Origin of the sequence: Neisseria sp. GT4A_CT1, assembly GCF_000227275.1 — a bacterium.
Lineage (GTDB): Bacteria > Pseudomonadota > Gammaproteobacteria > Burkholderiales > Neisseriaceae > Neisseria.
Map to the genome: position 1 here is coordinate 71296 of NZ_JH164968.1, position 26220 is coordinate 97515.

Consider the following 26220-nt stretch of genomic DNA (forward strand, 5'->3'; position numbering starts at 1 on the left):
AGTGCGCTGTGGAGGAGAAAGTGGGGGAGAATCGGCTTTACGTTTGAGTCACGTTTATGGTAAAACGAAAGCCTATATGAAGGAATTCGCTTCCACCCCAGCTGATCCTGTCCGTGAAACAGCTTACCACGAGTTGTATACAGCACTTACAGGCACAGATACCAAAAGTGGCAACCCCTTCTACACCTTCCCGCGCCTAGATGAAGTTCTCCCTCTGCCTCCCGCCAAAACCCACTGGAAAGGCATCTACTCCGCAATGAGCAAGGAAGACGCGGCGTTCTACCAAAATCCGCCTGACACCGCTGCCCTTGCCTCCGACATTCTCAAACGCGGCATCGTCAAAAAAGAAGACGTCTATTGGCCGCCGCGCAAAGATTAAGATAAACAGGACCCCTCACCGTTACCCGTACAAACTCAGGACAAACACGACATGACCTTAGACCAATGGCTGCGCCATTCGCAGTTGCCGAGACTCGAAGCCCGTATGTTGCTGCAACATGCAGGCGGTTATAGCCGTGTGCAGTTGGTCACGCAAGGCGCCGATCCGCTGCCGGAAGCAGTAGCCGCGCAACTGGATATCCTTCAGGCACGTCGTCTGAAAGGCGAGCCGATGGCGTATATTTTAGGCGGACGGGAGTTTTACGGACGATGGTTTGAAGTCAGTCCCGACGTGTTGATTCCCCGTCCCGAAACCGAGCATTTGGTGGAGGCGGTTATCGGGCATCTCCCTGCAAACGGGCAGGTTTGGGATTTGGGAACGGGCAGCGGGGCGGTTGCCGTGACGGTGGCGTTGGAAAGAACGGATGCGGTAGTGCGCGCTTCCGATATCAGCGGCGGAGCGTTGGCGATTGCCCGTAAAAACGCGGAAACTCTGGGCGCAAGGGTCGAGTTTGCATTGGGTTCATGGTTTGAGACGGATAAGACGTCGTCTGAAGACAAACATCGCTTCGATGTCATTGTTTCCAATCCGCCTTATATCGAAGCCGGCGACGAGCATTTGAGCCAAGGGGATTTGAGATTCGAGCCGCAAACGGCGTTGACAGATTTTGCCGACGGCTTGAGCTGTATTCGAGAGCTGGCGCAGCGCGCGCCGGAGTTTTTGAAAGAGGGCGGATGGCTGCTGCTGGAACATGGTTACAACCAAGGCGCAGCAGTGCGGCAGATTTTGACGGCAAACGGCTTTGCCGAAGTCAGTACGCAACAAGATTTGGCAGGGCTGGACAGATTGACTTTAGGCATGTTCCGCCACATCGAATAATGTTTTCCAGCGGTTGAAAGTGAAGCCGCCAATCTGCCGCCCGCCGTATCGTGTCCGTTTACAGTAGTTTAGTCATGCAGCATCGCAGCATGTAAAGTATTTTCCAATAAAGTCGCAATTGTCATCGGACCGACCCCACCGGGTACCGGGGTAATCATGCCCGCCCGTTCTTTTGCCACATCAAATTCCACATCGCCGCACAGGCTGCCATCTTCCAAACGGTTAATCCCGACATCAATCACCACCGCGCCGGGTTTAATCCATTCCCCTTTGACAAAATTGGGAATCCCGACGCCTACCACCACAATATCGGCAGCCCCGACTTCCTTGTCCAAGTTTTCCGTCGCACTGTGGCAAATCGTTACCGTGGCGCGGGCAAGCAGCAGCTCCAATGCCTGCGGGCGTCCGACAATATTCGATGCCCCGACAACCACCGCCTTCTTGCCTTTCGGATCGATGCCGTAAGCCTCCAGCAGCGTCATCACACCCTTGGGCGTACAAGGGCGCATCAGCGGCATTTTTACCACCAAACGACCCACGTTATAAGGATGGAAACCGTCCACATCTTTGTCCGGATGGATACGCTCCAAAACAGCCTGACTGTCTAAGCCCTCAGGAAGCGGAAGCTGCACCAAAATACCGTCTACTTCCGCGTTCCCGTTCAATTCATCAATCAGCTTGAGCAAGTCTTCCTGAGAAGTCGACGCAGGCAGCTCATAAGACAAAGACCGGATGCCGCATTTTTGGCATGCCGATTTTTTGTTGCGGACATATACGGCACTGGCAGGATTGTCACCGACCAACACCACGGCCAAACAAGGCGCGCGCAATCCGGATTCAAGCCGCTTGGCTACCGCAGCGGATACCAGCTGCAAACGCTCCTGCGATATTTTTTTACCGTCAATCAATTTGGCTGTCATGAAATTTCCATTTGGTTATCAATAAATAGCAAACGCAATTATCGCATTTTTAAACCGATTTGGCAGTCGGATAACAGCAAAAACCGAAACTGTATTTTTGAACGGCATTACACCCGATATGAAGTAGGCAAAAAATTAAATTTTAAATAAAAATAAACAGATAATTTAGAAAAAAGAAAAATGATCTCAAATTGGATTGACAGGATTTCAGCGTATCTGTATATTCCCATTCTTCAGTCGGGGCGTAGCGCAGCCCGGTTAGCGCATCTGCTTTGGGAGCAGAGGGTCGTGAGTTCGAATCCCACCGCCCCGACCACACAAAAAATTCAGCACGAATCGGCATGAGCGCCCGTAGCTCAACCGGATAGAGCACCGACCTTCTAAGTCGGGGGTTACAGGTTCGATTCCTGTCGGGCGTGCCAAAAGTTAATGGTGGCTGTAGCTCAGTTGGTAGAGCCCTGGATTGTGATTCCAGTTGTCGTGGGTTCGAGCCCCATCAGCCACCCCAAATAAAAAATCCTGCATAGCAATATGCAGGATTTTTTATTGTCTATTACATTTCAAATAGCGATTGGACTTTTGTATCATCTGTGAGAATTGAAGTATTTGGCTTTTGAAGTGTCGTGGTATGTAAGATAAACTTTTAGGTGACTTTGAGGTCGTCTGAAAACAAATCTTCTGAAAGTAACAAATTTTCTGTGAAACTGAAGACTCCCTAGAGAAAAGGAGAACCCATCATGCCCGTCCCTACCCACTTGCAGCCTTATATTCACGCTGACAGTCTGCATAGTTTCGACGGTATCAAGTACCGTTTTGCCATAGCCCATAATGGTTCAAACCGTTTCTACATCCGTTATTACGGTAAATTTTACGACGACCTGATCACCGATACAGACAACGCTCCGGTTAAAGTTGTCGCCGTTGAGCCTGAAAGCGGGCAGGAAATTCTACTGTTTGATGGCGGTAGGCACGGCTACAACGCCATGTTGTGCGATGAACATTCTGAAGATTCTCTGAATAATCGCCCCCTGCAAGATTTGGATGACACGCTGTACCAAATTGAAGTTCATGCTTTCTACAATATCGACTATGAAGCCGAACGCGAAGATTTTTGCGATGAAAACGGCAAAATAGAGCTGATAAATGGTGAAATTATAGATTTTGATCGCCTACGGCAGGATGGTATGGATGCGATTACCATTGAGCTTATTGATCCTCAAGGGAAGCGGCGTGAAATCGTGAGGGAAGAGTTGGCATGATTTGCCGGTTGAAGGAGCAAATCGAAATATCGCTGTATTTCACTAAAACCAACCGCCATTCGTGACGGGGGAAGTAATTGACCAATATAGCAGGCTGACTGATAGATTAAATTTGAAACTATTTACTGGGGATGCTTAAGAATCTTACAGATTTTAGTGAATCCAAAAAAGAGAGAACTTTAAAGAAGTTTTTAAACGCCGGCTTCGGGGCAATAGTTTTTGAAGCAATAACATAGGAAAAAAGAAAATGAAAAAATTGTTTATATTTGCTCTAGCTTGCTTCGCCACGAGCTGTACTTTAACCCACAAAGTCGAATCATTGCCTGATGCAAAATTTAATCAACCTTATTCAGTAAGCGTAAACTTTACCGGCGGGCTTAGATTATATCCTGACTCTTTTCGCGCAACCATTACGCCTGAAGATTCGGGTTTATCTGTTTCCTCTGTAACTGGGAAATGGGACAATGAAACGGTTATTTCCGGAACCCCAATAACCAAACAAGATATTACGGTTGAAATATCTTATTATGTAAGAGGCGCAGTAGGCTGGTTTGAAAGTAAGGATCAGAAGAAATTTTATCAGATAAAAATTAAAAAATGAGTTGAGGTGATCTGAAGGCAGCGTGATTTGACCGTTTTTATTCAAACGCTGATGCAATATATTCACTCAACCGAAGCGGAACGCGACAAGGCTGTCCGAAAGGACATTTGAACAAACAGTCTTCCGGTAAACACGGTTTTCCAAACAAAGAGACGTCGTCTGAAAACAGCAGAAGTTTTTCAGACGACGTCTTTGCTTTTACGCAATGTTTAGAAGCGGTAGTTTACGCTCAGGCGGATATCGCGGCCTGGTTCAGGCAGGGAGTTGGCACCTGCGCGTTGGCTGTGCGGCTTGTAGTTTTTATTCAAGACATTGTTGACGGCGAAGTTGACGTTCAAGTCGTCTTTGCCCGTCGGCTTCCAGTTGGCGAAGACATCGTTGACGCCGTAGCCTGCGCGGACAACATTCAGAGCTACGTCAGAGCCACGCGAGGTCGGAGCATAGCCTGCATTTTGGACATAACGTCCGCGCCAGCCGATTTCCAGGTTCGGATTGTCGAATTGGTACGACAGACCTGTCGTCCATGTACGTCCCATCGGGATAGCGGTTGTCACGATGTCGGCGGTATCTCCGTTCAGCTTCGGTCTGCTGTAAGCTACGCCTGCGCGGGCGGTCAGACCTTTCCAACGGTAGGCGGCGTTCAGTTCGTAACCTCTGTTTTTCAGCTTGCCGCCGTTATACCAGACGTAGTTTCGCCCTTCTTGGCGGATGGCTTGCACATCTTTGATTTGTTGGTGGAAGTAGCTGCCGGACAGTGTTAGGGCAGAATTCCAGTGGTAGTTAAAGCCAATTTCTGCATTTCGCGAGCGTTCTGCTTTCAAGTTAGGCGATGCAACAATCGGCCTGTTGTTTGCTAAAGCTGCTTCGTACAGGCGGGGGCTGCGGGTTGCATAGTTCAGGCTGGTGTTGATAGAGAATTCGGGAGAAATATCATAAACCAACCCGATGCTTGGATTGAAGTTGCCGTCTGAATTTTCTGTATTACTGCTGGTTTTCATTTTCCAACGGTCATAGCGCAGACCTGTGGTCAGCGTAACCGGAGACAAATCCCAAATACCTTCTACATATACGCCGGCATCGTTTTTCTTCTCGCCGCCTTCTCCATTTGAGCTGCTTTTTTGATTGCGCCAGTTTACTCCGTATTTCAGGGTATGGCGGTCAAATAGACGGCTGTCAAGATTCAGGTTGGCTCCGTATGTCCGTACTTCACCGTCCAATTCATAATTGGGATTGGGGGCTTCGTCGCGTTTGGTATTCAAGCGGTAAACATTGGCTTTGATTTTTTCGATAAAGCCCAAGTTTCCGCCTTTGAATTCCAAGTTGGTGGTGTCTTGGGTCAGCGTGCGGTAACGCGGCGAGTTGTTGGCGGTATTCGGAATACGGTTGCCGTTGGCATCCAAAACGTATTGACCCGTGCGGCGGTCGGTTTGGAATACTTGCGAGAAATCGAATTCTTCGCGCAGGGCGCGTTCTCCATATTGTTTTTCTTGGCGGTGGCTCAATTCAATACGGTTGTCCTCGTTGAAACGATAGCCGATTTTGCCCAGCAAGCCGCGCGAACCCAATGCACTGTTCAAAACCTTATCGCTTCCGAGCAGATTACGGTAGCCTTTGCCTGCTGTGTATTCTTTTTCACGCACGAAATTGCCTGAAACCAAAGCATCAAAACCGCCTGCCTGACCGTAAACGCTTGCGCCGCGCGAATAGCCTTTATTGCTGCTGATACCAGCATTTACTTTGAAACCGACGTTTTGACCTTCTCTCAGTAAGTCTTTGGCTTCAACCGTTTCGGCAACAATCGCGCCGCTGGTTGCGCCGATACCTGCGGAGGCTGAACCCGTACCTTTTTGCACGGCAACGACTTTTACCAATGCGGGGTCGAGCATAAAACGACCGTTGTGGTGGAAAATCTGGCTGTCGGTGTAAGTATCGTCAACTTTATAGTCTATTTGGTCTTGTCCCATACCTCGGATGGTTACCCATTGCGACTGACCGTTGCCGCCGCCGAAACTGATAGAGGGTTCGTTGAACAATACGTCTTTTAAATCAGTGGAAGTCGTTTCTTCCATACGTTTCGTTGTTACACGGTGTGTGGCGCTTGTAGCCTGACCTTTGACGGTAACAGTATCAAGGGTAACGCTTTCTTTCGCTTCGTTTTCCGCGTGGGCAAAGCCGGCGGCGAGTGCCAGTGAAAGCAGGCTGAATCGGAACAGGGGGGAAGTCATGTAAATTTCCTTATTGGATAAGTTTCAGTTCTTTAAATAAACTATTTATTAATAATAATTTCTATTTATTTTAAAGATAGGATATTATTTTGTAAAGGCGTACATAGGTTTGCATCCATCGTTTCATGCCTTTTGCTGATAGAACCATTTGAAGCTTGCCGACTGGAAAAGTTCATCTGAAAATGTTTGCCTGTTTGAACCGTATTGAGAGATGGTGCGCAATCTGTCATGTCCGTTTTCAGACGACCCTGCATAGAAAATTTTTACTTCTTCCCTTGAATTTATCGGGCCGAACCCTAATTTGCCGCTGTGTTCAGGTAAGTTTGTTGACAAACTTGCCGCCTTATTTTTCAAACCGCATCTGCCGGCTGAAGGCAGATGATTGTTTTCAAACTATTTATCGGAGCATAAAACATGACCATCCGTCCTTTACACGACCGTGTCGTCGTCAAACGCTTGGAAGCTGAAGAAAAAACCGCATCAGGCATCGTCTTGCCGGGCGCAGCCGCTGAAAAACCCGACATGGGCGAAGTTATCGCCGTGGGTGCAGGCAAAATCGGTAAAGACGGCAACCGCCGTCCGCTGGATGTTAAAGTCGGCGACAAAGTGATTTTCGGCAAATACAGCGGTCAAACCGTAAAAGCCGACGGCGAAGAGCTGTTGGTGATGCGTGAAGAAGATATTTTCGGGATTGTGGAATAAAAAGGGGATATTTCTTAATGCGTAAAATTTTTGTGAGTTGTCCATCATGTCAGGCAGGAAAAGTGGAAGTACCATTTCTTATTCCGAATGATGTGGGCTACGAAGAACAAGATGATGGTATTTTGTTTTTTATTGATCCTAAAATTGATGCAGAATGGATGGAGAATTATGGGCTTGTACCAGAGGAAGATAATCCTGGACAAGTATTTTATCCTTTTGCAGATGGCGATATAGGTGAGTGTAACGATTGTGGATCAGATTATGATCGTGATTCAGAGGGCAATATTCTTGACTGAAAGAATTACCTATACTCAAAATTATAAGCATATACGTCGCTTGAAAAGGTAGCAAACGTTTTCAGACGACCTCAGACAGAATCAAATGTATTAAATAAATTAGGAGAATCAAAATATGGCAGCAAAAGACGTACAGTTCGGTAACGAAGTCCGCCAAAAAATGGTCAGCGGCGTGAACACTCTGGCAAACGCCGTCCGCGTAACTTTAGGTCCTAAAGGCCGCAACGTAGTCGTTGACCGCGCATTCGGCGGCCCGCACATCACTAAAGACGGCGTTACCGTCGCTAAAGAAATCGAATTGAAAGACAAATTCGAAAACATGGGCGCGCAAATGGTGAAAGAAGTTGCGTCCAAAACCAATGACGTAGCGGGCGACGGTACGACTACCGCCACCGTACTGGCACAAGCCATCGTTGCCGAAGGCATGAAATACGTTACCGCCGGCATGAACCCGACCGACCTGAAACGCGGTATCGACAAAGCCGTTGCCGCTTTGGTTGAAGAGCTGAAAAACATCGCCAAACCTTGCGACACTTCCAAAGAAATCGCCCAAGTCGGCTCGATTTCCGCCAACTCCGACGAACAAGTCGGCGCGATTATTGCCGAAGCGATGGAAAAAGTCGGCAAAGAAGGCGTGATTACCGTTGAAGACGGCAAATCTTTGGAAAACGAATTGGATGTCGTCGAAGGTATGCAGTTCGACCGCGGCTACCTGTCCCCTTACTTCATCAACGACGCGGAAAAACAAATCGCTGCGCTGGACAATCCTTTTGTATTGTTGTTCGACAAAAAAATCAGCAACATCCGCGACCTGCTGCCTGTTTTGGAACAAGTGGCAAAAGCCAGCCGTCCGCTCTTGATCATCGCTGAAGACGTAGAAGGCGAAGCCTTAGCGACTTTGGTGGTGAACAACATCCGCGGCATCCTGAAAACCGTTGCCGTTAAAGCCCCGGGCTTCGGTGACCGCCGTAAAGCCATGCTGCAAGACATCGCCATTCTGACCGGCGGCACCGTGATTGCCGAAGAAGTCGGCCTGTCTTTGGAAAAAGCCACTTTGGAAGACTTGGGTCAAGCCAAACGCATCGAAATCGGTAAAGAAAACACCACCATCATCGACGGCTTCGGCGACGCTGCCCAAATCGAAGCGCGTGTTGCCGAAATCCGCCAACAAATCGAAACCGCAACCAGCGATTACGACAAAGAAAAACTGCAAGAGCGCGTTGCCAAATTGGCAGGCGGCGTGGCAGTGATTAAAGTCGGTGCCGCTACCGAAGTCGAAATGAAAGAGAAAAAAGACCGCGTGGAAGACGCGCTGCACGCTACCCGCGCAGCCGTTGAAGAAGGCGTGGTTGCCGGCGGCGGCGTAGCCCTGTTGCGCGCCCGTGCCGCTCTGGAAAACCTGCACACCGGCAATGCCGACCAAGACGCAGGCGTACAAATCGTCTTGCGTGCCGTTGAGTCTCCACTGCGCCAAATCGTTGCCAACGCAGGCGGCGAGCCTAGCGTAGTGGTGAACAAAGTGCTGGAAGGCAAAGGCAACTACGGTTACAACGCAGGCTCCGGCGAATACGGCGACATGATCGAAATGGGCGTACTCGACCCTGCCAAAGTAACCCGTTCCGCGCTGCAACACGCCGCGTCTATCGCCGGCCTGATGCTGACGACCGACTGCATGATTGCCGAAATCCCTGAAGAAAAACCAGCTATGCCTGACATGGGCGGCATGGGTGGAATGGGCGGCATGATGTAAGGTTGCCCAAACCTGAGCGCAAACAAAAACCTGCACGGACAACCGTGCAGGTTTTTTCTTTGAAAGAAGGTCGTCTGAAAACGAGAAGGGTGAATTTTCAGACGACCCCTAGCTTATCTCGCCTGCTCCATAGCAGCCGTTAACGCATTAAAGTTTTGCATTAGCGTTGCTTTATCGAACCAGCCAGCCAGTGTAAATAGCTGTATCAAAATCCCTATAATCAGAACCATGCAGCAGAAGTACAAAAGATAGCCTTTGAATACCGTCCAAACTTTAACCTGACCCATTTGCATCAAGCCGACAGCCTGCACCCAAAACGCCCAAGTTTTCCAAAACATCAGCAGCGGCGTAATCTGTGGGACATAAAACACAAGCAGCGCGGGAATCATCAGAGCCTCCGATGCCAAGATGAATCCCCATAAAGGCAGGCGCGGCGCGCCGTTTCTGCTCAAAACATGACGCATCACGCGGCTCAAAATCAGCCACTTTATAACGGTAACCAACACGCCAAAGACAACGGCGGCAGTGCTGACGCCGAGCAAGGTCGACATATCTGCCGCATTAATCATGCCCAACAGCAGCAAAATCGCCAAAATGACGGGCAGCGTATAGAAATAATCAGCAGGATTTTTATAGCGCAGACGCAGAATATCCCACATATCTTTTAAAAAATCATACAACATCAAACAGATATCTTCAGAAACAAAAAAGCGATTGTATCTTAAAACGACACATAGGTCGTCTGAAATCAACAATCCTCCCCGAAGGAAAAAATTATGGGCGTCGATAGCCAATATCTGGCGAATTTCGTTGAAAATCATCGAAATTTAATTTAAGCTAAAACAAAAGTTTATAAAATATCTCCGCACCATTTCAAAATAAACCTTGCATGAACCCGTTGTTTTTGGTTTAATGCCCACTTCCCTGCAATGCAGACAAAGGCCAGATAGCTCAGTTGGTAGAGCAACGGATTGAAAATCCGTGTGTCGGCGGTTCGATTCCGCCTCTGGCCACCACAAAAACCGCCTAAGGCGGTTATTTTTTTATCTCATGCCATCAAGCATCATCAAGCCAATCCCTGTCGATAAGACATCCCACAATTTTCAGTTCATTCTGTTATCTGACCCTGCCCCTTTCCGCTAATCGAAACGTTTTTTGTATTTGAAATACAAAACGAAGGTCGTCTGAAACCTTTCAGACGACCCCATCCGACCAAGGAACCCCATGAACATCACCGTCCTCACCCTCCCGCACGGCATGGTGCGCGTCCTGCTGACCGAACAGCTCTACCGCGCCGTCTCCATCCTCCACAACCATCCCTACCACCGCGAATAGCAAAAGCCGTTCCCGCAGGCAGGCTTCGTGTGTCCACCGCATAAATCGGGCGCAGGCGTATCTGTTGCGAATTCAATACATAAAGAAATAGTAAACTGGGAAATATTCAGATATTGTTTGAATGCCCGCCATAAGGACGATAAGATACCGACCTCATTTTATAAGGGATTGATTCAGAAACAGTTCGGCTTGCCGCAGGCAACTTTGCCGTATGGTTTTGAAGTGCGAAAGCTTCAATCCCCATTTTGATACCACACAACGATAAAGATGAAATGTCCGGTTTATTTTTCGAAAGGGGGCGGAATGAAGGAAATTCAGCGGGGATTTTCTTTGTCTCAATTGGTTTTTACCATCATGATGGTGGGGATTTTAACGTCGATTGCCTACCCGTCTTACCAAAAATATGTTGAAAATACCAAGCTGCAGGAAGTGCGGGCCGCCATGCTGGAAAACGCCCAATTTCTGGAGCGTTTTTATCAAAAAAACGGAAGTTTCAAACAAAGCTCTACCCAATGGCCGGATTTGCCGATTAAGGAAATCGGCGATTTTTGCATCAAGGTGCAAGGCGACGCCAAAGGCACGCCGGACGGGCGGTTTACCCTAAAGGCAGTAGCGCGGTCGGATCAAAATCCCAAGGTATTGAAAATCAACGAAAGCTTTGTCACGGTATCGTGTGAAACGACCGAAAGCACCTGTGAAGACAAGACGCAGCATTTCGCCAATACGGACAAATCATGCAAGATATTTGAGTCTTGAGGCATCGATAGCAAAAAGGTCGTCTGAAACTCAAATCTCAGAGTTTTCAGACGACCTCGTTTTAACTTGCAAACCTGCCCCCTCTCCCGTCCGGCGGGAGAGGGCTGGGGAGAGGGTGGCTCTACGGGTTGTACGAATTTGATTTGACCTAAAGTCGCAAAGCCACCCCCATCCTAACCTTCCCTCGCCGGACGGGGGAAGGGACAGGTTGCTGTTGCTGTAACGAGTAGCGTGGACTTTGTCCGCGAGATAAATGCCGAAATAGATGCCCATTCGGCTGTTGTCTGATTTAGATTATTAAATAGAAGATTTCGTGGGCAAAGCCCACGCTACGGACTCATTGTCGGCGGTGCGATGCCCGACAGACGACCTTCTATATCATCACTTAGGGAAGAGAACAGCCTTCAGACATCAAAATCTTACATTCTGTTGCTCCTCTTGCCTTACAGTTTTGTAAAGCCAGTTGCTCGACAGTACCTTGAGTTCCTCCTGCTTCAGCAAGAACAAATTTATTTTTTATTTTACCTTGAGCTACAGCCAAACAGCCGTTTCTAATCCATTTTGTAGGTTTGCAAGGTGTATTTCGACTGCCCTGTTGACATCTCTTCACAGCTTCTCTTTGCGCTTCCGCTAGAGAGTCATGATTTAAAGAGCCAGCAATATGTCCCGCTTTCTGACTATAAGCCAAAGCCCCGAATTTTGGAGGTATGACCACATCGTGATAGATAATTTTTTTAGGAGGTGGGGAGGTATTTCCCGAAGAACAGTTGGGATTGTACCCATAACTGCATAATGCAGGATCATTCTGTAAAGCCCCGTTTGTTACGTCATATGTCGGATTGGCAATAGAAATATTTGAAACCATTAATCCGAATATCATCAAAAACAGTTTTTTCATCGAGTCATCTTCCTTGTCTTTTTTCGGATCTTCGGGTTTGTTCCGAGCCTACTGGTTAACTCAAAGGTCGTCTGAAAACGTGGAACTCGTTTGGGCAAAACTCGTTCGCCTCTTTCAGACGACCTTTTGGGTGGGTGCGAGGTATGAAAATAGGCGTAATGCAGTTTACACCTTATTTCTTATCGCCTTTTTCCGGACGCACCCAGCCTTCGATCACGGTTTGGCGAGCGCGGGCGAGGGCGAGTTTGTTGTCTTCGACGTTTTTGGTAATCGTGCTGCCTGCGCCTGTGGTTACTTTGTTGCCGAGGGTGACGGGGGCGACTAGGACGCAGTTGGAGCCGATGCGGACTTCGTCGCCGATAACGGTTTTGTATTTGTTCACGCCGTCGTAGTTGGCAATGATCGTGCCTGCGCCGAAGTTGGTTTTGCTGCCGACTTCGGCGTCGCCGATGTAGGTGAGGTGGTTGGCTTTGGTGCCTTTGCCGATGGCGGCGTTTTTGATTTCGACGAAGTTGCCGACGTGTACGTCGTCTGAAAGGCGGGCTTGCGGACGCAGGCGGGCGTAGGGGCCGATTTGGTTGTTTTGTCCGATTTCGCAGTCTTCGAGGTGGGAGAAGGGGGCGATTTTGCTGTTTGCGCCGATTTTGGCGTTTTTGATGACGCAGTTTGCGCCGATTTCGACGTTGTCGCCGATTTCGATGTCGCCTTCGAGGACGACGTTGACGTCAATCACGACGTCTTGTCCGTGTTTCAGACGACCTCTTAAGTCGAAGCGGGCGGGGTCGCGCAGGGTAACGCCTGCTTTGAGCAAGGCTTGCGCCTGTTCGGTTTGGAAGATGCGTTCGAGTTCGGCGAGCTGGAGTTTGTTGTTCACGCCGGCGGCGAGGTGGGAGGCGCGCACTTGGACGGGGTGGACTTTGATGCCGTCGGCAACGGCTTTGGCGATGAGGTCGGTCAGGTAGTATTCGCCTTGGGCGTTGTTACTGGAGAGGCTGTTCAGCCAGTTTTCGAGTTTGGCGTTGGGCAGGACGAGGATGCCTGTGTTGATTTCGCGGACGGCTTTTTGGGCGGCATCGGCGTCTTTTTCTTCGACGATGGCGGTTACGCTGCCTTGGCTGTCGCGGATGATGCGGCCCAAGCCTGTCGGGTCGGCGGGAACGTCGGTCAACAGGCCGACTTCGCTGCCTGCGGCTTCGAGCAGGGTTTCGAGGGTGGCGGTGTCAATCAGGGGGACGTCGCCGTACAGCACCAGCGTGCGGCCTTCGGCGGAAAGGTGGGGCAGGGCGGTTTTGACGGCGTGGCCGGTGCCGAGCTGTTCGGTTTGTTCGACCCAGAAGACGTCGCGTTTGACGGTGTCCAAAACTTGGTCTTTGCCGTGTCCGATGACGACGCAGATGTTTTGCGGATGAAGCGCGGCGGCGGTGTCGATAACGCGCTCGACCATGGGAAGGCCGCCGATGCGGTGCAGCACTTTGGGCATTTTGGAATACATGCGCGTGCCTTTGCCGGCGGCGAGGATGACGATGTTGAGGGGTGTGGCGGACATGATGGGCTTTCTCGAATGCAATGTTGATGAAGGGGGTATTTGGGGGTCTTCTGAACGGGGTTTTGGGGTTTCAGACGACCTTTTTATTTGGGTTTGGTGTGCGGACGTGGGGATTATGGTTTATTGGGTTTGGGGTTCCAGCGGTACGAGTCGGCATGGCTGCCGTGTTCCAAGCGGTCGAGTGTGGTCGGTTTCAGGGGCGTGCGCGCGGATGTGTCGGCGGGACGGCTGTCGAAGTCGTAGCGGTCTGTGGTGCAGCCGCTCAGGATGGCGGCGGTAACGAAAATCAGGGCGAGGGGGCGCATGGTTTTCTCCTTTTTGAAAGACGGCAGGCATGGGACGAACGGGATGGCGGTTATGTTTGAGGTCGTCTGAAACGGAAAAAAACGGTTTCAGACGACCTCTGCGGGCGGATTATTCTTCAGTTTGCGTTTCGGGCGCAGCGTGTCCGGCGCCTTGGGGTTTGTTCCATGTCGTGCCGCGTACGTTTTCTTGGTCGCCGTGCAGCGGTTTGAGGGTGCGGCGTTCGGGGCGGTATTGGTTGTAACGCATATCGCGGGAGTAGGTGCCGTCTTCGTAATAGATGCGCGTGCCTTTTTCGTATTTGGGGCGCAGGGAGGTATGGCCGGATTCGTTTTGGTAGGTTTCCCAGGTACAGCCGGTCAGGGCGGCTGCGGTGGCGAGGATGAGGGCGGTGTATCGCATGATGGTTGTCCTTGTAGTCGGGCGGCTTGGTGCCGTTGTTCAAACCCGATATTGTAAAGGTTTCAGACGAGTGCCGACAGTTTTTCGGCACATTCGGCGAGCGCCTGCATATCTTTTGCAACGGCGTCGGTAAAGGGCAGGGGATGGGCTTTGCTGCCGAACCATACGGTTTTCATGCCCAGCTCTTTGGCTTGGTGCAGGTTGTCCGCGCTGTCGTCGATCATGATGCACTGTTCGGGCGTGGCGTCGAGCAGGCGGCAGACGGTCAGGTAGGCTTGCGGGTCGGGCTTGTAGCGCAGTCCGAAGTCGTCCGTGCCGAAGAGTGCGTCAAAACGGTTTGCCAAACCCAATGCCCCGATGATAGCGCGGACGTAAAACGAAGGGCCGTTGGAAAAAACGGCTTTGCGTCCTTTCAGACGACCTAAAACGCTTTCGGTTCCCTCCATGCCCTGCAATTTTGCCAAGATTTGCGCGATGGGATGGCTTTCGCGCAGAAATTCGCGGATGTCGATTTCGGGATGGTGGATTTGCAGGCCGGCAAGCGTCGCGCCGTACCGGTGCCAATAGTCCTGACGCAGGTCGGATGCCGCTTCTTCGGAGAGCTTGAGGCGTTGCGCCATGTAGTCGGTCATGGCGCGGTTGATGATGTAGAAAATGCCTGCATCGGCGTTGTGCAGCGTGTTGTCGAGGTCGAATAGCCAGACGGGGGAAAGGTTCATGTCGTGTGTTGGTGCGGATTTTGTTATGATGTTTCGTATTTTACCCGTACAAAGGTTAGAGAATGAAACTGAAATTATCCGCCCTCGCCCTCTTGCTGGCTTCGGCAAACTTATCCGCCCAGACCGAAGTGCGCCTTGCCGTGCACAAATCCTTCAGCCTGCCCCAATCCGTCATCGCGCAGTTTGAAAAAGCCAACGACGCCAAAGTCTCCGTTATCAAGGCGGGCAGCGGCAACGAAATGCTCAACAAGCTGATTCTCAGCAAGGCCAACCCGATTGCCGACGCGGTTTACGGTTTGGACAATGCCAACATCGGCAAAGCGCGCGAAGCGGGCATATTGGCGGCGGCGCAGCCCAAATCCGCACCCGTTTCAGCGGGGATGCCCGTCATCGCGGCAGTGAATTACGGCTACGTTACCCTCAATTACGACAAAAAATGGTTTGAACAGAAAAAACTGCCGCTGCCCAAAACCTTGCAGGACTTGACCCGCCCCGAATATAAAAACCTGCTGGTTACGCCCTCGCCCGCCACTTCCTCGCCCGGACTCGCCTTCCTGATGGCGAACATCGGCGGCATGGGCGAAGAGGGCGCGTTCAAATGGTGGGCGCAGATGCGTCAAAACGGCGTGAAAGTCGCCAAAGGCTGGAGTGAAGCCTATTACACCGACTTCACCCAAAACGGCGGCGCCTACCCGCTCGTCGTCAGCTACGCCGCCAGCCCCGCCGCCGAAGTCCACTACTCCAAAGGCAAATACAGCGTGCCGCCGACCGGCAACCTCTTCCTCAAAGGCGGCGTGTTCCGCCAAGTCGAAGGCGCGGCGGTTTTGAAAGGCGCGAAACAGCCCGAGCTGGCGGCGAAACTTGTACAGTGGCTGCAAAGCGGCGAAGTGCAAAAAGCCCTGCCGACCGAAATGTGGGTCTATCCCGCCGTGAAAAACACGCCGCTGCCCAAAGTCTTCGAGTTCGCCCAAGCCCCGAAACACACCGACTCGCCCAGCCGCAACGACATCGACACCAAGCAGAAACAATGGGTCAGCCGCTGGACGAAGACTGTGTTAAGGTAAGCGGAAAGGTCGTCTGAAAAACCGCCGCCCCATCCTGTCGGCTGGAGATAGTCAAATGACTTTATTTTCGATACGAAACTTACCGGTTGCCGTCATTCCCGCCCCTCCTGCGCGAGGACAGGCTACGGCGGGAATGACGGGATTTGATGATATGCCGTATTTAAAGTTAAGGATGTTGGCGATAAAAAGGGTCGTCTGAAAACCCCAAAACGGTTTCAAACTGATCGAAACCACGTTTCAGACGACCCCTTACCGTTTCGTTTTGAATGAAGGAATCCCATGAAGAAGCCCCTACTTTACGCCTTCACGCTGACCGCACTTGGCGGCTGTTTCTACACCGAAACCCCTTACGGCCGCACCACCGTCCTCGACCTGCCCGTCCATTCCCAAACCACCATCAACAAAACCGTTACCGTCAACGCCCCGCCGGGGACAACCGTCATTTATCAGGACAGCGAGCCGGTACACCGCTACGGCTATCCCTACCCGCCTTACCCGCGCCCGTATCCCGCGCGTCGGATTTACCGGTATTGAAAAATGTCTGTGAAAGCGATTTATGAAAAACTGACCAAGTTGCCCACCATTATTGGTCTGGATAATGAAGTCCTGTTGATTGAGGAACTTCAAAAAAGCGAGATATAGTGGATTAACTTTAAACCAGTACGGCGTTGCCTCGCCTTGTCCTGATTTAAAGTTAATCCACTATAGAAGACATCAGGCAAAATCTGGACAGCTTCTTGTCTATATTGAGTGACCTGCAAATTTCGCATCAAAGTGACGGCATATTCGGCGTGACGCCTGAGAACAAGCACATTTTTTTCGGTTTTGTTTTTTGGCTTCAGTCCGTTCAAAATAAAATTGGAATGGATATAAGCCGATACGCCGATGGGTTCGATACGGATTTCAGCGGCGATTTGACCATATAAGGACGGATATATAGTGGATTAAATTTAAATCAGGACAAGGCGACGAAGCCGCAGACACAGTACAGATAGTACGAAACCGATTCACTTGGTGCTTCAGCACCTTAGAGAATCGTTCTCTTTGAGCTAAGGTGAGGCAACGCCGTACTGGTTTAAAGTTAATCCACTATAAAAGCCGTATTCCTTATCGGCACGCTGTTTCAGACGACCCCTCATCAATCACGGCACTTTGCCCGTCCCGACTTCCTTACAGTGTCTTCCCGCCGTTTTTTCCCGTAAAATAATGCCTTTAACTCCCGATACTTGTTTTCAGACGACCTGTCCCCACCGTAGAGGTCGTCTGAAATCCATTCTCTCTCAATTAAACCCAATACAATGATTCAAAAAATATTCTCATGGTTCGAATCCCGAATCGACCCTTACCCCGAAGCCGCCCCGAAAACGCCTGAAAAAGGGCTGTGGCGTTTTATCTGGAGCAACATCGAAGGCTTGCGCAAATGGATTGCCGTTTTGGCGGTGTTTACCGCCGGTATCGGCATCATGGAAGCCCTGTTGTTTCAATTTATGGGCAAAGTCGTGGACTGGCTCGGCAAATACACGCCCGCCACCCTGTTTGCCGAAAAAGGCTGGGCGTTGACGGCGATGGCGGCGATGATGGTGTTTTTCGCCCTCTGGACCTTCCTCGCATCCAACGTGCGCCTGCAAACCCTGCAAGGCGTGTTCCCCATGCGCCTGCGCTGGAATTTCCACCGCCTGATGCTGGGGCAGAGCCTCGGTTTCTATCAGGACGAATTTGCCGGCCGCGTGTCCGCCAAAGTCATGCAGACCGCGCTGGCGTTGCGCGACGTGGTGATGACGGTTGCCGACATGGTCGTTTATGTGCTGGTGTATTTCATCACCTCCGGCGTGATTTTGGTCGCGCTCGACGGCTGGCTGCTGCTGCCCTTTATCGGCTGGATGATTGGCTTCGCCTTAGTGATGCGCTTCCTGATTCCCAAGCTCGGCAAAACCGCTTCGCGTCAGGCGGATGCGCGCTCGCTGATGACCGGCCGTATTACCGACGCCTATTCCAACATCACCACCGTCAAACTCTTCTCCCACGGCGCGCGCGAGGCGGCCTACGCCAAGCAGTCGATGGAAGAATTTATGGTTACGGTACACGCCCAAATGCGTTTGGCGACGCTCCTGCACACATGCAGCTTCATCGTCAACAGCTCGCTGACCGCCGGCACGACCGCGCTGGGCATCTGGCTTTGGTATCACGGACAAGTCGGCGTCGGCGCAGTGGCGACCGCCACCGCCATGGCGTTGCGCGTCAACGGTCTGTCGCAATACATCATGTGGGAATCCGCCCGATTGTTTGAAAACATCGGCACCGTCAACGACGGCATGGCAACCCTGTCCAAACCGCAAACCATCCTCGACAAGCCGAACGCCCTGCCGCTGAAAGTGTCGCAAGGCGAAATCAAGTTCGAACACGTCGATTTCTCCTACGAAGCCGGCAAACCGCTGCTCAACGGCTTCAACCTCACCATCCGCCCGGGCGAAAAAGTCGGTTTGATCGGGCGCAGCGGTGCGGGCAAATCCACCATCGTCAACCTGCTTTTGCGCTTCTACGAACCGCAAAGCGGCACGATTTCGATTGACGGGCAAAACGTGGACAGCGTGACCCAAGAAAGCCTGCGCGCCCAAATCGGTCTAGTGACGCAAGACACCTCGCTGCTGCACCGTTCCGTGCGCGACAACATCGTTTACGGCCGCCCCGACGCCACCGACGCCGAAATGATTTCCGCCGCCGAACGCGCCGAAGCCGCCGACTTCATCCCCAACCTTTCCGACGCCAAAGGACGGCGCGGCTATGACGCGCACGTCGGCGAACGCGGCGTGAAACTCTCCGGCGGCCAACGCCAACGCATCGCCATCGCCCGCGTCATGCTCAAAGACGCGCCGATTCTGCTGCTCGACGAAGCCACCAGCGCGCTTGACTCCGAAGTCGAAGCCGCCATCCAAGAAAGCCTCGACAAAATGATGGACGGCAAAACCGTCATCGCCATCGCCCACCGCCTCTCCACCATCGCCGCGATGGACAGGCTCATCGTCTTGGACAAAGGCCGCATCATCGAAGAAGGCAGCCACGCCGAACTCCTCGAAAAACAAGGCCTCTACGCCAAACTTTGGGCGCACCAGAGCGGCGGTTTCCTCAACGAACACGTCGAGTGGGAGCATTAAAAACCGCCTGATAAAGCGGGCAAGCAAAAGGTCGTCTGAAACCGAAAATCAGGTTTCAGACGACCTTTTTTGATTTCGGCATAACGATGCGCTAAACTTCCCGCTTGTGCCGCTTGACAAGGCGGATGGCAGATTGCCTGTTCCCCTGATTCCGCCTGTTTTCATGACCAAGCGGGCAACAGGTTTTCTGCCACTTTATAGTGGATTAACTTTAAACCAGTACAGCGTTGCCTCGCCTTGTCCTGATTTAAATTTAATCCACTATACCGCAGCCGCGCCGATAAAAACACGACGGAGCGCATACCGCGACAGGTTTCGCGCCATTCGGCTGACAATATGTTCCAAACCAAAAATCCATCTATAAAGGTCGTCTGAAAATGAAACCATTGCTGATTCAAACACTGCGCACTACGCTGACAGCGTCTGTCGTACTCATGCTCGCTGCCTGTCCGAGCCACACCTCCGACAAATCGGGTGCCAAGCCGAATACCCATACCGCGAATGCCGCCAAGCCCAAAGCCGTGGTCGCGCTTGCGCTCGGCGGCGGCGCATCCAAAGGCTTTGCCCATATTGGCATTATCAAGGTCTTGAAAGAAAACAATATTCCCGTCAAAGTCGTGACCGGCACATCCGCAGGCTCCATCGTCGGCAGCCTGTACGCTTCAGGCATGTCGCCCGACCGCCTCGAACTCGAAGCCGAAATTTTGGGCAAAACCGACTTGGTTGACCTGACCCTGTCCAGCAGCGGCTTCATCAAAGGCGAAAAACTGCAAAACTACATCAACCAAAAAGTCGGCAACCGCCCCATCCAACAATTGCCGATTAAATTCGCCGCCGTCGCCACCGATTTTGAAAGTGGTAAAGCCGTCGCCTTCAACCGAGGCAACGTCGGACAGGCAGTCCGCGCGTCCGCGTCCATCCCCAACGTGTTCCAACCCACCATGATTGGCGGCCGCCGATACGTTGACGGCGGTCTGTCGCAGCCTGTTCCCGTCAGCGCGGCTAAAAAACAAGGCGCCAATTTCATTATCGCCGTCGATATTTCCGCCCGTCCGGTGAAAAACGTCAACCAAGGCTTTTTCTCTTACCTCGACCAAACGTTCAACGTCATGAGCATTCCGCTGCTCCAACACGAATTGGGTCAGGCAAACGTCGTGATCAAACCGCAAGTGTTGGAGATGGGTTCTATCGGCGGTTTCGACCAAAAACGACGCGCCATCCAGCTGGGTGAAGAAGCCGCCCGCGCCGCCTTGCCCGAAATCAAGCGCAAACTCGCCGCCTATCAATATTAACCAACAAGCCTACCGCAGCAAAAAGGTCGTCTGAAAACAGCTTTTCCGTTTTCAGACGACCTCTAATATAGTGGATTAAATTTAAATCAGGACAAGGCGACGAAGCCGCAGACAGTACAGATAGTACGGAACCGATTCACTTGGTGCTTCAGCACCTTAGAGAATCGTTCTCTTTGAGCTAAGGCGAGGCAACGCCGTACTGGTTTAAAGTTAATCCACTATACATCGCGGGACGGCATCAAAGGATGTTTATGAACAACAAACTCATCGCCTTGATATTAATGGGCGTTTCGCTGAACGCAGCGGCAGACAGCATAGAAGACAATCTGATGAACGCGCGTTCCGCCTACCGCGCCGCCCTGAAACAGCAAACCGGCAACGACAGCAAAATCATCTCCCTGCAAAGCGACCTTGAAGATGCGCAATACCGCCTGCAAAAAGCCCAAGCCGACATCGTCCGCTTGCAGGGCGAGCTTCAGGCGGCGATGAATGTGAAAAGCCAACAGGCGGAAACATTGAAACAGGCAGGGCAGCAGCTTGATGCCGCGTGGGGTGCCGTGTACGGTCCGGGCGGAACCAAAGCAGGGCGGTAAACGGTCCGCGGTTTGCCGTGTCGATAGATATAGTGGATTAAATTTAAATCAGGACAAGGCGACGAAGCCGCAGACAGTACAGATAGTACGGCAAGGCGAGGCAACGCCGTACTGGTTTAAAGTTAATCCACTATACTTTGTCCATCTTTTCTATTCAAACAAAAGGTCGTCTGAAACTCGGTTTCCCGTTTTCAGACGACCTTTTTTCAAGCATATCGTTTAAACGTTCAGCAAACTTTCATCCAGCGTCAGCTCTTCGTTTTTATTCACCGCCACTTTGCGCGTCAGGACGTTTTGCGCGATTTCCTGCGCTTCGGCAAGCGAGTGCATCAGATAGGTGCCACATTGGTATTCGTTCAACTCGGGGATTTTGCTTTGGTCTTTGACATTGACCACATCCTGCATTGAAGCGAGCCATGCGTCGGCGACCTGCTGCTCATCGGGCGTGCCGATAAGGCTCATGTAGAAACCGGTGCGGCAGCCCATCGGGGAAATATCGATGATTTCGACACCGTTGCCGTTCAAGTGGTCGCGCATAAAGCCTGCGAACAAATGCTCCAGCGTGTGGATGCCTTTTTCGGACAGGATTTCTTTGTTGGGAACGCAAAAGCGCAGGTCGAATACGGTAATGGTGTCGCCTTTGGGCGTGGTCATGGTTTTCGCCACACGCACGGCAGGGGCGTGCATACGGGTGTGGTCGACTTTAAAACTGTCTAACAGGGGCATTGGATTATCCTTTTGAGTAAATATTTTGGGTGTGAGATGGGCTTCTGAGTCCGATCACAATTCGTCAATCTTTACCGCTTCGCCCGAAGCCGCGCTCAGTGCTTCGTTCAAAACATCGTAGAAATCCCGTCCGTCGCGCGTTGCCAGCCATTTGCCGTTTTGCTCTGCGAAATGGTAGCCGCCGCTTTTTGCGGCAATCCACAATTCCTGATTGGGCGTGTGGCGGTTGACGATGATTTGCGTACCGTCCTCCGCTTCGATGGTCAGGACGTTTCCGGCAAACTGGCAGTCGAAATCCCAGCCGTTTTCGTCGATTTGGTCTTCGATGTGTTCGAACAATTCTTCGCTCATGCGGATGAATTCGCTTTCGGTCATCATGGCTTTTTGTGTGTTTTTTGTTTAAGATACCGAATCTTGCCACATTCGCGCTTATGAAGGAAGTTTACCGATGAAATACGGCGTATTTTTTGCGGCGGCAACCGCCCTCCTGCTTTCAGCCTGCGGTTACAAAGGCGACCTCTACCTGCCCAAAGAAGGCGACAAGGCGCGTTTCGGCGTGGTCCAAACCGGCCTGAAAATCCATTCTTCCAAAGAACCTACCAATCAAACCAACGATTAAACCTTACCAACATGACCCTGCATTGCGAACAAGTCCCTTACTCCCGCCTTGCCGAAGAATTCGGCACGCCGCTTTATGTGTACAGCCAATCCGCGCTGACCGAAGCATTTGAAAACTACCAAACCGCGTTTGCCGCGCTTTCCCCGCTCGTCTGCTACGCCGTCAAGGCAAACGGCAATCTGAGCATCATCAAGCACTTCGCCTCGTTGGGCAGCGGTTTCGACATCGTCTCCGGCGGCGAATTGGCGCGCGTTTTGGCGGCGGGCGGCGACGCGGCGAAAACCATCTTTTCAGGCGTGGGCAAAAGCGAGGCGGAAATCGAGTTCGCGCTGCATGCAGGCGTGAAATGCTTCAATATGGAAAGCATCCCCGAAATCGACCGCATTCAAAAGGTTGCCGAACGCTTGGGCAAAACCGCCCCCGTCTCCCTGCGCGTCAACCCCGATGTCGATGCCAAAACCCATCCCTACATCTCCACAGGCCTGAAAGCCAACAAATTCGGCATCGCCTACGCTGACGCGCTCGAAGCCTACCGCCACGCCGCCCGCCAAAGCCACCTCAAAATCATCGGCATTGACTGCCACATCGGTTCGCAACTGACCGACCTCAGCCCGCTTATCGAAGCCTGCGAGCGCATTTTGATTTTGGTTGACGCACTTGCCGCCGAAGGCATCGTTTTAGAACATTTAGACTTAGGCGGCGGCGTCGGCATCGTTTATCGAGACGAAACCGTCCCCGATTTGGGCGCGTATGCCCAAGCGGTTCAAAAACTGATCGGTACACGTCGTCTGAAACTCATCCTCGAACCCGGCCGCAGCCTGGTCGGCAACGCAGGTTCGCTGCTGGCGCGCGTCGAGTTCGTCAAACACGGCGAAGAGAAAAACTTCGTCATGGTCGATGCCGCCATGAACGACCTCATGCGCCCCGCCCTATATGATGCTTACCACCACATCGAAGCGGTAGAACCAAAAAATATCCCGCCGCTGACCGCCGACATCGTCGGCCCAATTTGCGAAACCGGCGACTTCCTCGGCAAAGACCGCACCCTTGCCTGCGAAGAAGGCGATTTGCTGGTTATCCGCAGCGCAGGTGCATACGGTGCCAGCATGGCAAGCAATTACAACACACGCAACCGGGCGGCGGAAGTCTTGGTGGACGGCAGCGAATACCGGCTTATCCGCCGACGCGAAACCTTAGAACAGCAAATGGCAAACGAAATGGCTTGTTTATAAGATTTGATCGTTTATAGCCCATAAGCCACCAAGCGGGTTTATGGGCTAAAGATTAAGTATAGTGGATTAACTTTAAATCAAAGCCTTTCAGTTTGGGGGTGCGCTCCCTATCCGTTTTCAGACGACGGCGGATTCGGATTTGAAGTGCAACTTTCCATATGAGTCACACGCAACTGACCCAAGACGAACGATACCCAATCCAATATCTGTCCCTTCACTGCACTGTCACCGAAAAAGCACAACGGCAAACCAATTTAGGTTTCAGACGACCTTTTGCTATCGTGCCTCAAGACTCAAATATCTTGCATGATTTGTCCGTATTGGCGAAATGCTGCGCCTTGTCTTCGCAGGTGCTTTCGGTCGTTTCACACGATACTGTGACAAAGCTTTCGTTGATCTTCAATACCTTGGGATTTTGATCCGACCGCGCTACTGCCTTCAGGGTAAACCGCCCGTCCGGCGTGCCTTTGGCGTCGCCTTGCACCTTGATGCAAAAATCGCCGATTTCCTTAATCGGCAAATCCGGCCATTGGGTGGAACTTTGTTTGAAACTTCCGTTTTTTTGATAAAAACGCTCCAGAAATTGGGCGTTTTCCAACATGGCGGCCCGCACTTCCTGCAGCTTGGTATTTTCAACATATTTTTGGTAAGACGGGTAGGCAATCGACGTTAAAATCCCCACCATCATGATGGTAAAAACCAATTGAGACAAAGAAAATCCCCGCTGAATTTCCTTCATTCCGCCCCCTTTCGAAAAATAAACCGGACATTTCATCTTTATCGTTGTGTGGTATCAAAATGGGGATTGAAGCTTTCGCACTTCAAAACCATACGGCAAAGTTGCCTGCGGCAAGCCGAACTGTTTCTGAATCAATCCCTTATAAAATGAGGTCGGTATCTTATCGTCCTTATGGCGGGCGTTCAAACAATATCTGAATATTTCCTAGTTTACTATTTCTTGATGTATTTAATTCGCAACAGATACGCCTGCGCCCGACTTATGCGGTGGACACGCGAAGCCTGCCTGCGGGTACGGCTTTTGTTATTCGCGGTGATAGGGATGGTTGTGGAGGATGGAGACGGCGCGGTAGAGCTGTTCGGTCAGCAGGACGCGCACCATGCCGTGCGGGAGGGTGAGGCTGGAGAGGCGCATCATCATGCGGGCTTGTTGTTTGAGGCGGTCGGTCATGCCGTCGGCGCCGCCGATGACGAAGCAGACGTGTTCGCCGTTTTGCTGCCAGCTTTTGAGGTGTTCCGCCAGCTCGACGGAGGTCGGGGCTTTGCCGCGTTCGTCGAGGACGATGAGGAATGCGCCTTGGGGGATGGCTTCGAGGATGCGTTTTTCTTCCGCCGCCATGCCTTGTGCGGCGTTGACGCCTGCGCCGCGTTTTTCGGGTTTGATTTCTTTGAGGGTGTAGGCGACGTCGCGTCCGAAGCGTTTGGCGTATTCGCCGACGGCTTCGTCAACCCAGCGGGGCATTTTGGTGCCGACGGCGAGGACGGTGATGTTCATGGGTTTCCTTGGTCGGATGGGGTCGTCTGAAAGTTTTCAGACGACCTTTTGGTTTGAATGATGGTGAAACGGGATTTCTAAAGCCGATATTTTTATAGTGGATTAACTTTAAACCAGTACGGCGTTGCCTCGCCTTAGCTCAAAGAGAACGATTCTCTAAGGTGCTGAGGCACCAAGTGAATCGGTTCCGTACTATCTGTACTGTCTGCGGCTTCGTCGCCTTGTCCTGATTTAAAGTTAATCCACTATATTGTTCGGTCAAGGGGTCCTTGGATTCGGATTTCAAGTGCAACACTAGGGTACCAGTGGTTGGAACAGATTTAAGAATAAAACACTTGGCGTTTCGTAGCCAAGTGTTTTTCTTGGCCGGTGGTTCAACTCATCTTGAACCCTGCGTATCTCCCGATTGCTGATATTTCGGAAATCGGTCTGTTTGGGGAAATATTGTCGGATGAGTCCGTTGGTGTTTTCATTCAGCCCTTTCTCCCACGAATGGTAAGGGTGGCAAAAATAGGTTTCCGCCTTTAATGCTTTGGGTATTTTGGTGTGTTGGTAGAACTCTTTGCCGTTATCCATGATGATGGTGTGGACTCTGGCTTTATGTACCTTTATAGTGGATTAAATTTAAATTAGGACAAGGCGACGAAGCCGCAGACAGTACAGATAGAGACCTTTGCAAAATTCCTTTTCCCCCAACAGCCAAAACCCAAACACAGGTTTTCGGCTGTTTTCGCCCCCAATCACTCCTAATTTTACCCAAATACCCCCTTAATCCTCCCCGGATACCTCATACATAAGGCATCCGGGCCGCCTTTTAGGCGGCAACAGGCACACTTAGCCTGTTAGCCGCTTTCAACAGGTTCAAACACATCGCCTTCAGATGACTTTGCGCACTCACTTTACACAGACCAAAATAGGCTGCCCGGGCGTAGCGGAATTTACGGTGCAGCGTACCGAAGCTTTGTTCGACCACATAACGGGTCTTCGATAAATATCGGTTGCGTTTGGTTTGCGCTTCCGTCAGCGGACGGTTGCAGTGGGCTTTGCGCATAATGCCGT

Annotated in this window: 27 protein-coding genes, 4 tRNA genes and 4 pseudogenes; 21 read left to right on the forward strand and 14 right to left on the reverse strand. The window is 51.4% G+C overall.

Going from position 1 to position 26220, the window contains the following annotated elements; translation table 11 throughout:
• Together HMPREF1028_RS09035 and prmC are read left to right on the forward strand one after the other, a co-directional pair.
• Positions 1-379 (forward strand): annotated as a pseudogene (locus HMPREF1028_RS09035) (sel1 repeat family protein); the annotation flags it as partial.
• A gap of 51 nt (positions 380-430) precedes the next feature.
• Positions 431-1258, forward strand: coding sequence for a peptide chain release factor N(5)-glutamine methyltransferase (gene prmC / locus HMPREF1028_RS09040; protein ID WP_009312489.1), 828 nt, complete (start codon positions 431-433; stop codon positions 1256-1258).
• Positions 1259-1326: 68 nt separating this feature from the next.
• Here prmC and folD read toward each other — a convergent pair whose 3' ends face one another.
• Positions 1327-2178: a bifunctional methylenetetrahydrofolate dehydrogenase/methenyltetrahydrofolate cyclohydrolase FolD gene (gene folD, locus HMPREF1028_RS09045; RefSeq protein ID WP_009312491.1), complete on the reverse strand. Its 852-nt coding sequence runs from the start codon at positions 2176-2178 to the stop codon at positions 1327-1329.
• Between the two features lie 238 nt (positions 2179-2416).
• On the opposite strand from folD, the gene HMPREF1028_RS09050 reads away from it, so the two are divergent.
• The 5 genes from HMPREF1028_RS09050 (at position 2417) to HMPREF1028_RS09070 (ending at position 4038) form a co-directional block, all read left to right on the forward strand.
• Positions 2417-2494, forward strand: a tRNA-Pro gene (locus HMPREF1028_RS09050).
• A 29-nt stretch (positions 2495-2523) separates the two neighbouring features.
• A tRNA-Arg gene (locus HMPREF1028_RS09055) sits at positions 2524-2600 on the forward strand.
• Positions 2601-2610: 10 nt separating this feature from the next.
• Positions 2611-2686 (forward strand) — tRNA-His (locus tag HMPREF1028_RS09060).
• 229 nt (positions 2687-2915) lie between these two features.
• Positions 2916-3437 carry a hypothetical protein gene (locus HMPREF1028_RS09065; RefSeq protein ID WP_009312494.1) on the forward strand — a complete coding sequence of 174 codons (522 nt, stop codon included), beginning with the start codon at positions 2916-2918 and terminating at the stop codon, positions 3435-3437.
• Positions 3438-3684: 247 nt separating this feature from the next.
• Entirely contained in the window at positions 3685-4038 is a 354-nt protein-coding gene (locus tag HMPREF1028_RS09070; protein ID WP_009312496.1) for a hypothetical protein, read from the forward strand.
• A gap of 209 nt (positions 4039-4247) precedes the next feature.
• Here HMPREF1028_RS09070 and HMPREF1028_RS09075 read toward each other — a convergent pair whose 3' ends face one another.
• Entirely contained in the window at positions 4248-6263 is a 2016-nt protein-coding gene (locus HMPREF1028_RS09075; RefSeq protein ID WP_009312498.1) for a TonB-dependent receptor, read from the reverse strand.
• A gap of 414 nt (positions 6264-6677) precedes the next feature.
• On the opposite strand from HMPREF1028_RS09075, the gene groES reads away from it, so the two are divergent.
• The 3 genes from groES (at position 6678) to groL (ending at position 9011) form a co-directional block, all read left to right on the forward strand.
• The gene (gene groES, locus HMPREF1028_RS09080) at positions 6678-6965 is read left to right on the forward strand and encodes a co-chaperone GroES (RefSeq protein WP_003755668.1); all 288 of its coding nucleotides are present in this window, start codon (positions 6678-6680) and stop codon (positions 6963-6965) included.
• Positions 6966-6982: 17 nt separating this feature from the next.
• Positions 6983-7261 carry a hypothetical protein gene (locus tag HMPREF1028_RS14770; protein WP_009312502.1) on the forward strand — a complete coding sequence of 93 codons (279 nt, stop codon included), beginning with the start codon at positions 6983-6985 and terminating at the stop codon, positions 7259-7261.
• Between the two features lie 115 nt (positions 7262-7376).
• Complete coding sequence (gene groL / locus HMPREF1028_RS09085) at positions 7377-9011, forward strand: chaperonin GroEL (protein ID WP_003744506.1); 1635 nt, start codon at positions 7377-7379, stop codon at positions 9009-9011.
• A gap of 113 nt (positions 9012-9124) precedes the next feature.
• Here the strand turns inward: groL and HMPREF1028_RS09090 are convergent, their stop codons facing one another.
• Positions 9125-9694, reverse strand: a complete 570-nt coding sequence (locus tag HMPREF1028_RS09090; protein WP_036529546.1) for a hypothetical protein — start codon at positions 9692-9694, stop codon at positions 9125-9127.
• Between the two features lie 257 nt (positions 9695-9951).
• On the opposite strand from HMPREF1028_RS09090, the gene HMPREF1028_RS09095 reads away from it, so the two are divergent.
• From HMPREF1028_RS09095 to HMPREF1028_RS09105, 3 genes and pseudogenes are all read left to right on the forward strand, one after another.
• Positions 9952-10027 (forward strand) — tRNA-Phe (locus tag HMPREF1028_RS09095).
• 208 nt (positions 10028-10235) lie between these two features.
• Positions 10236-10346 (forward strand): annotated as a pseudogene (locus HMPREF1028_RS09100) (23S rRNA (pseudouridine(1915)-N(3))-methyltransferase RlmH); the annotation flags it as partial.
• A gap of 303 nt (positions 10347-10649) precedes the next feature.
• Complete coding sequence (locus HMPREF1028_RS09105; RefSeq protein ID WP_009312509.1) at positions 10650-11102, forward strand: type IV pilin protein; 453 nt, start codon at positions 10650-10652, stop codon at positions 11100-11102.
• Positions 11103-11487: 385 nt separating this feature from the next.
• Here HMPREF1028_RS09105 and HMPREF1028_RS09110 read toward each other — a convergent pair whose 3' ends face one another.
• The 5 genes from HMPREF1028_RS09110 to HMPREF1028_RS09130 form a co-directional block, all read right to left on the reverse strand.
• Entirely contained in the window at positions 11488-12000 is a 513-nt protein-coding gene (locus HMPREF1028_RS09110) for a DUF4189 domain-containing protein (RefSeq protein ID WP_009312512.1), read from the reverse strand.
• 172 nt (positions 12001-12172) lie between these two features.
• The gene (glmU, locus tag HMPREF1028_RS09115; protein WP_009312513.1) at positions 12173-13546 is read right to left on the reverse strand and encodes a bifunctional UDP-N-acetylglucosamine diphosphorylase/glucosamine-1-phosphate N-acetyltransferase GlmU; all 1374 of its coding nucleotides are present in this window, start codon (positions 13544-13546) and stop codon (positions 12173-12175) included.
• A 113-nt stretch (positions 13547-13659) separates the two neighbouring features.
• Positions 13660-13851 carry a hypothetical protein gene (locus HMPREF1028_RS09120; RefSeq protein WP_009312514.1) on the reverse strand — a complete coding sequence of 64 codons (192 nt, stop codon included), beginning with the start codon at positions 13849-13851 and terminating at the stop codon, positions 13660-13662.
• Between the two features lie 109 nt (positions 13852-13960).
• A complete protein-coding gene (locus tag HMPREF1028_RS09125) occupies positions 13961-14251 on the reverse strand; it encodes a hypothetical protein (protein ID WP_009312515.1) in 291 nt (96 codons plus the stop codon).
• A gap of 62 nt (positions 14252-14313) precedes the next feature.
• Positions 14314-14970 (reverse strand): pyrimidine 5'-nucleotidase, encoded by a 657-nt coding sequence (locus HMPREF1028_RS09130; RefSeq protein WP_009312516.1) that lies wholly within the window; start codon positions 14968-14970, stop codon positions 14314-14316.
• A gap of 62 nt (positions 14971-15032) precedes the next feature.
• Here HMPREF1028_RS09130 and HMPREF1028_RS09135 point away from each other — a divergent pair, with 62 nt between their 5' ends.
• The 6 genes and pseudogenes from HMPREF1028_RS09135 to HMPREF1028_RS14775 all read left to right on the forward strand — a co-directional run.
• Positions 15033-16034 carry a thiamine ABC transporter substrate-binding protein gene (locus HMPREF1028_RS09135; RefSeq protein ID WP_009312517.1) on the forward strand — a complete coding sequence of 334 codons (1002 nt, stop codon included), beginning with the start codon at positions 15033-15035 and terminating at the stop codon, positions 16032-16034.
• 279 nt (positions 16035-16313) lie between these two features.
• Positions 16314-16568 (forward strand): hypothetical protein, encoded by a 255-nt coding sequence (locus HMPREF1028_RS09140; protein WP_009312518.1) that lies wholly within the window; start codon positions 16314-16316, stop codon positions 16566-16568.
• A gap of 764 nt (positions 16569-17332) precedes the next feature.
• A complete protein-coding gene (locus tag HMPREF1028_RS09150) occupies positions 17333-19186 on the forward strand; it encodes an ABC transporter ATP-binding protein (protein WP_003755630.1) in 1854 nt (617 codons plus the stop codon).
• Between the two features lie 377 nt (positions 19187-19563).
• Positions 19564-20478 (forward strand): patatin-like phospholipase family protein, encoded by a 915-nt coding sequence (locus tag HMPREF1028_RS09155; RefSeq protein WP_009312519.1) that lies wholly within the window; start codon positions 19564-19566, stop codon positions 20476-20478.
• Between the two features lie 251 nt (positions 20479-20729).
• Positions 20730-21071, forward strand: coding sequence for a hypothetical protein (locus HMPREF1028_RS09160; RefSeq protein WP_009312520.1), 342 nt, complete (start codon positions 20730-20732; stop codon positions 21069-21071).
• A 25-nt stretch (positions 21072-21096) separates the two neighbouring features.
• Positions 21097-21213, forward strand: a pseudogene (locus HMPREF1028_RS14775) (IS5/IS1182 family transposase); the annotation flags it as partial.
• 77 nt (positions 21214-21290) lie between these two features.
• On the opposite strand, the gene luxS reads toward HMPREF1028_RS14775, so the two are convergent.
• Both luxS and cyaY read right to left on the reverse strand, forming a co-directional pair.
• Positions 21291-21797, reverse strand: a complete 507-nt coding sequence (gene luxS, locus HMPREF1028_RS09165) for an S-ribosylhomocysteine lyase (protein WP_009312521.1) — start codon at positions 21795-21797, stop codon at positions 21291-21293.
• A 54-nt stretch (positions 21798-21851) separates the two neighbouring features.
• Positions 21852-22175 (reverse strand): iron donor protein CyaY, encoded by a 324-nt coding sequence (gene cyaY, locus HMPREF1028_RS09170; RefSeq protein ID WP_009312522.1) that lies wholly within the window; start codon positions 22173-22175, stop codon positions 21852-21854.
• A gap of 70 nt (positions 22176-22245) precedes the next feature.
• Between cyaY and HMPREF1028_RS09175 the strand changes: the two genes are divergently transcribed.
• On the forward strand, positions 22246-22416 hold the full coding sequence (locus HMPREF1028_RS09175; protein WP_003755649.1) for a lipoprotein: 171 nt from the start codon (positions 22246-22248) through the stop codon (positions 22414-22416).
• An 11-nt stretch (positions 22417-22427) separates the two neighbouring features.
• A complete protein-coding gene (lysA, locus tag HMPREF1028_RS09180) occupies positions 22428-23648 on the forward strand; it encodes a diaminopimelate decarboxylase (protein ID WP_009312523.1) in 1221 nt (406 codons plus the stop codon).
• A gap of 286 nt (positions 23649-23934) precedes the next feature.
• Here lysA and HMPREF1028_RS09185 read toward each other — a convergent pair whose 3' ends face one another.
• The 4 genes and pseudogenes from HMPREF1028_RS09185 to HMPREF1028_RS09200 form a co-directional block, all read right to left on the reverse strand.
• On the reverse strand, positions 23935-24387 hold the full coding sequence (locus HMPREF1028_RS09185; protein ID WP_009312524.1) for a type IV pilin protein: 453 nt from the start codon (positions 24385-24387) through the stop codon (positions 23935-23937).
• Positions 24388-24690: 303 nt separating this feature from the next.
• Complete coding sequence (rlmH, locus tag HMPREF1028_RS09190) at positions 24691-25161, reverse strand: 23S rRNA (pseudouridine(1915)-N(3))-methyltransferase RlmH (RefSeq protein WP_009312525.1); 471 nt, start codon at positions 25159-25161, stop codon at positions 24691-24693.
• Between the two features lie 294 nt (positions 25162-25455).
• Positions 25456-25773, reverse strand: a pseudogene (locus HMPREF1028_RS09195) (IS30 family transposase); the annotation flags it as partial.
• Between the two features lie 202 nt (positions 25774-25975).
• The coding region (locus HMPREF1028_RS09200) for an IS5/IS1182 family transposase (RefSeq protein WP_009312527.1) at positions 25976-26220 on the reverse strand (245 nt) is incomplete at its 5' end.

Coding starts and splice junctions, on each gene's coding strand:
- prmC (WP_009312489.1), top strand. CDS start 431: ATGACCTTAGACCAATGGCTGCGCCATTCGCAGTTGCCGAGACTCGAA.
- folD (WP_009312491.1), bottom strand. CDS start 2,178: ATGACAGCCAAATTGATTGACGGTAAAAAAATATCGCAGGAGCGTTTG.
- HMPREF1028_RS09065 (WP_009312494.1), top strand. CDS start 2,916: ATGCCCGTCCCTACCCACTTGCAGCCTTATATTCACGCTGACAGTCTG.
- HMPREF1028_RS09070 (WP_009312496.1), top strand. CDS start 3,685: ATGAAAAAATTGTTTATATTTGCTCTAGCTTGCTTCGCCACGAGCTGT.
- HMPREF1028_RS09075 (WP_009312498.1), bottom strand. CDS start 6,263: ATGACTTCCCCCCTGTTCCGATTCAGCCTGCTTTCACTGGCACTCGCC.
- groES (WP_003755668.1), top strand. CDS start 6,678: ATGACCATCCGTCCTTTACACGACCGTGTCGTCGTCAAACGCTTGGAA.
- HMPREF1028_RS14770 (WP_009312502.1), top strand. CDS start 6,983: ATGCGTAAAATTTTTGTGAGTTGTCCATCATGTCAGGCAGGAAAAGTG.
- groL (WP_003744506.1), top strand. CDS start 7,377: ATGGCAGCAAAAGACGTACAGTTCGGTAACGAAGTCCGCCAAAAAATG.
- HMPREF1028_RS09090 (WP_036529546.1), bottom strand. CDS start 9,694: ATGTTGTATGATTTTTTAAAAGATATGTGGGATATTCTGCGTCTGCGC.
- HMPREF1028_RS09105 (WP_009312509.1), top strand. CDS start 10,650: ATGAAGGAAATTCAGCGGGGATTTTCTTTGTCTCAATTGGTTTTTACC.
- HMPREF1028_RS09110 (WP_009312512.1), bottom strand. CDS start 12,000: ATGAAAAAACTGTTTTTGATGATATTCGGATTAATGGTTTCAAATATT.
- glmU (WP_009312513.1), bottom strand. CDS start 13,546: ATGTCCGCCACACCCCTCAACATCGTCATCCTCGCCGCCGGCAAAGGC.
- HMPREF1028_RS09120 (WP_009312514.1), bottom strand. CDS start 13,851: ATGCGCCCCCTCGCCCTGATTTTCGTTACCGCCGCCATCCTGAGCGGC.
- HMPREF1028_RS09125 (WP_009312515.1), bottom strand. CDS start 14,251: ATGCGATACACCGCCCTCATCCTCGCCACCGCAGCCGCCCTGACCGGC.
- HMPREF1028_RS09130 (WP_009312516.1), bottom strand. CDS start 14,970: ATGAACCTTTCCCCCGTCTGGCTATTCGACCTCGACAACACGCTGCAC.
- HMPREF1028_RS09135 (WP_009312517.1), top strand. CDS start 15,033: ATGAAACTGAAATTATCCGCCCTCGCCCTCTTGCTGGCTTCGGCAAAC.
- HMPREF1028_RS09140 (WP_009312518.1), top strand. CDS start 16,314: ATGAAGAAGCCCCTACTTTACGCCTTCACGCTGACCGCACTTGGCGGC.
- HMPREF1028_RS09150 (WP_003755630.1), top strand. CDS start 17,333: ATGATTCAAAAAATATTCTCATGGTTCGAATCCCGAATCGACCCTTAC.
- HMPREF1028_RS09155 (WP_009312519.1), top strand. CDS start 19,564: ATGAAACCATTGCTGATTCAAACACTGCGCACTACGCTGACAGCGTCT.
- HMPREF1028_RS09160 (WP_009312520.1), top strand. CDS start 20,730: ATGAACAACAAACTCATCGCCTTGATATTAATGGGCGTTTCGCTGAAC.
- luxS (WP_009312521.1), bottom strand. CDS start 21,797: ATGCCCCTGTTAGACAGTTTTAAAGTCGACCACACCCGTATGCACGCC.
- cyaY (WP_009312522.1), bottom strand. CDS start 22,175: ATGATGACCGAAAGCGAATTCATCCGCATGAGCGAAGAATTGTTCGAA.
- HMPREF1028_RS09175 (WP_003755649.1), top strand. CDS start 22,246: ATGAAATACGGCGTATTTTTTGCGGCGGCAACCGCCCTCCTGCTTTCA.
- lysA (WP_009312523.1), top strand. CDS start 22,428: ATGACCCTGCATTGCGAACAAGTCCCTTACTCCCGCCTTGCCGAAGAA.
- HMPREF1028_RS09185 (WP_009312524.1), bottom strand. CDS start 24,387: ATGAAGGAAATTCAGCGGGGATTTTCTTTGTCTCAATTGGTTTTTACC.
- rlmH (WP_009312525.1), bottom strand. CDS start 25,161: ATGAACATCACCGTCCTCGCCGTCGGCACCAAAATGCCCCGCTGGGTT.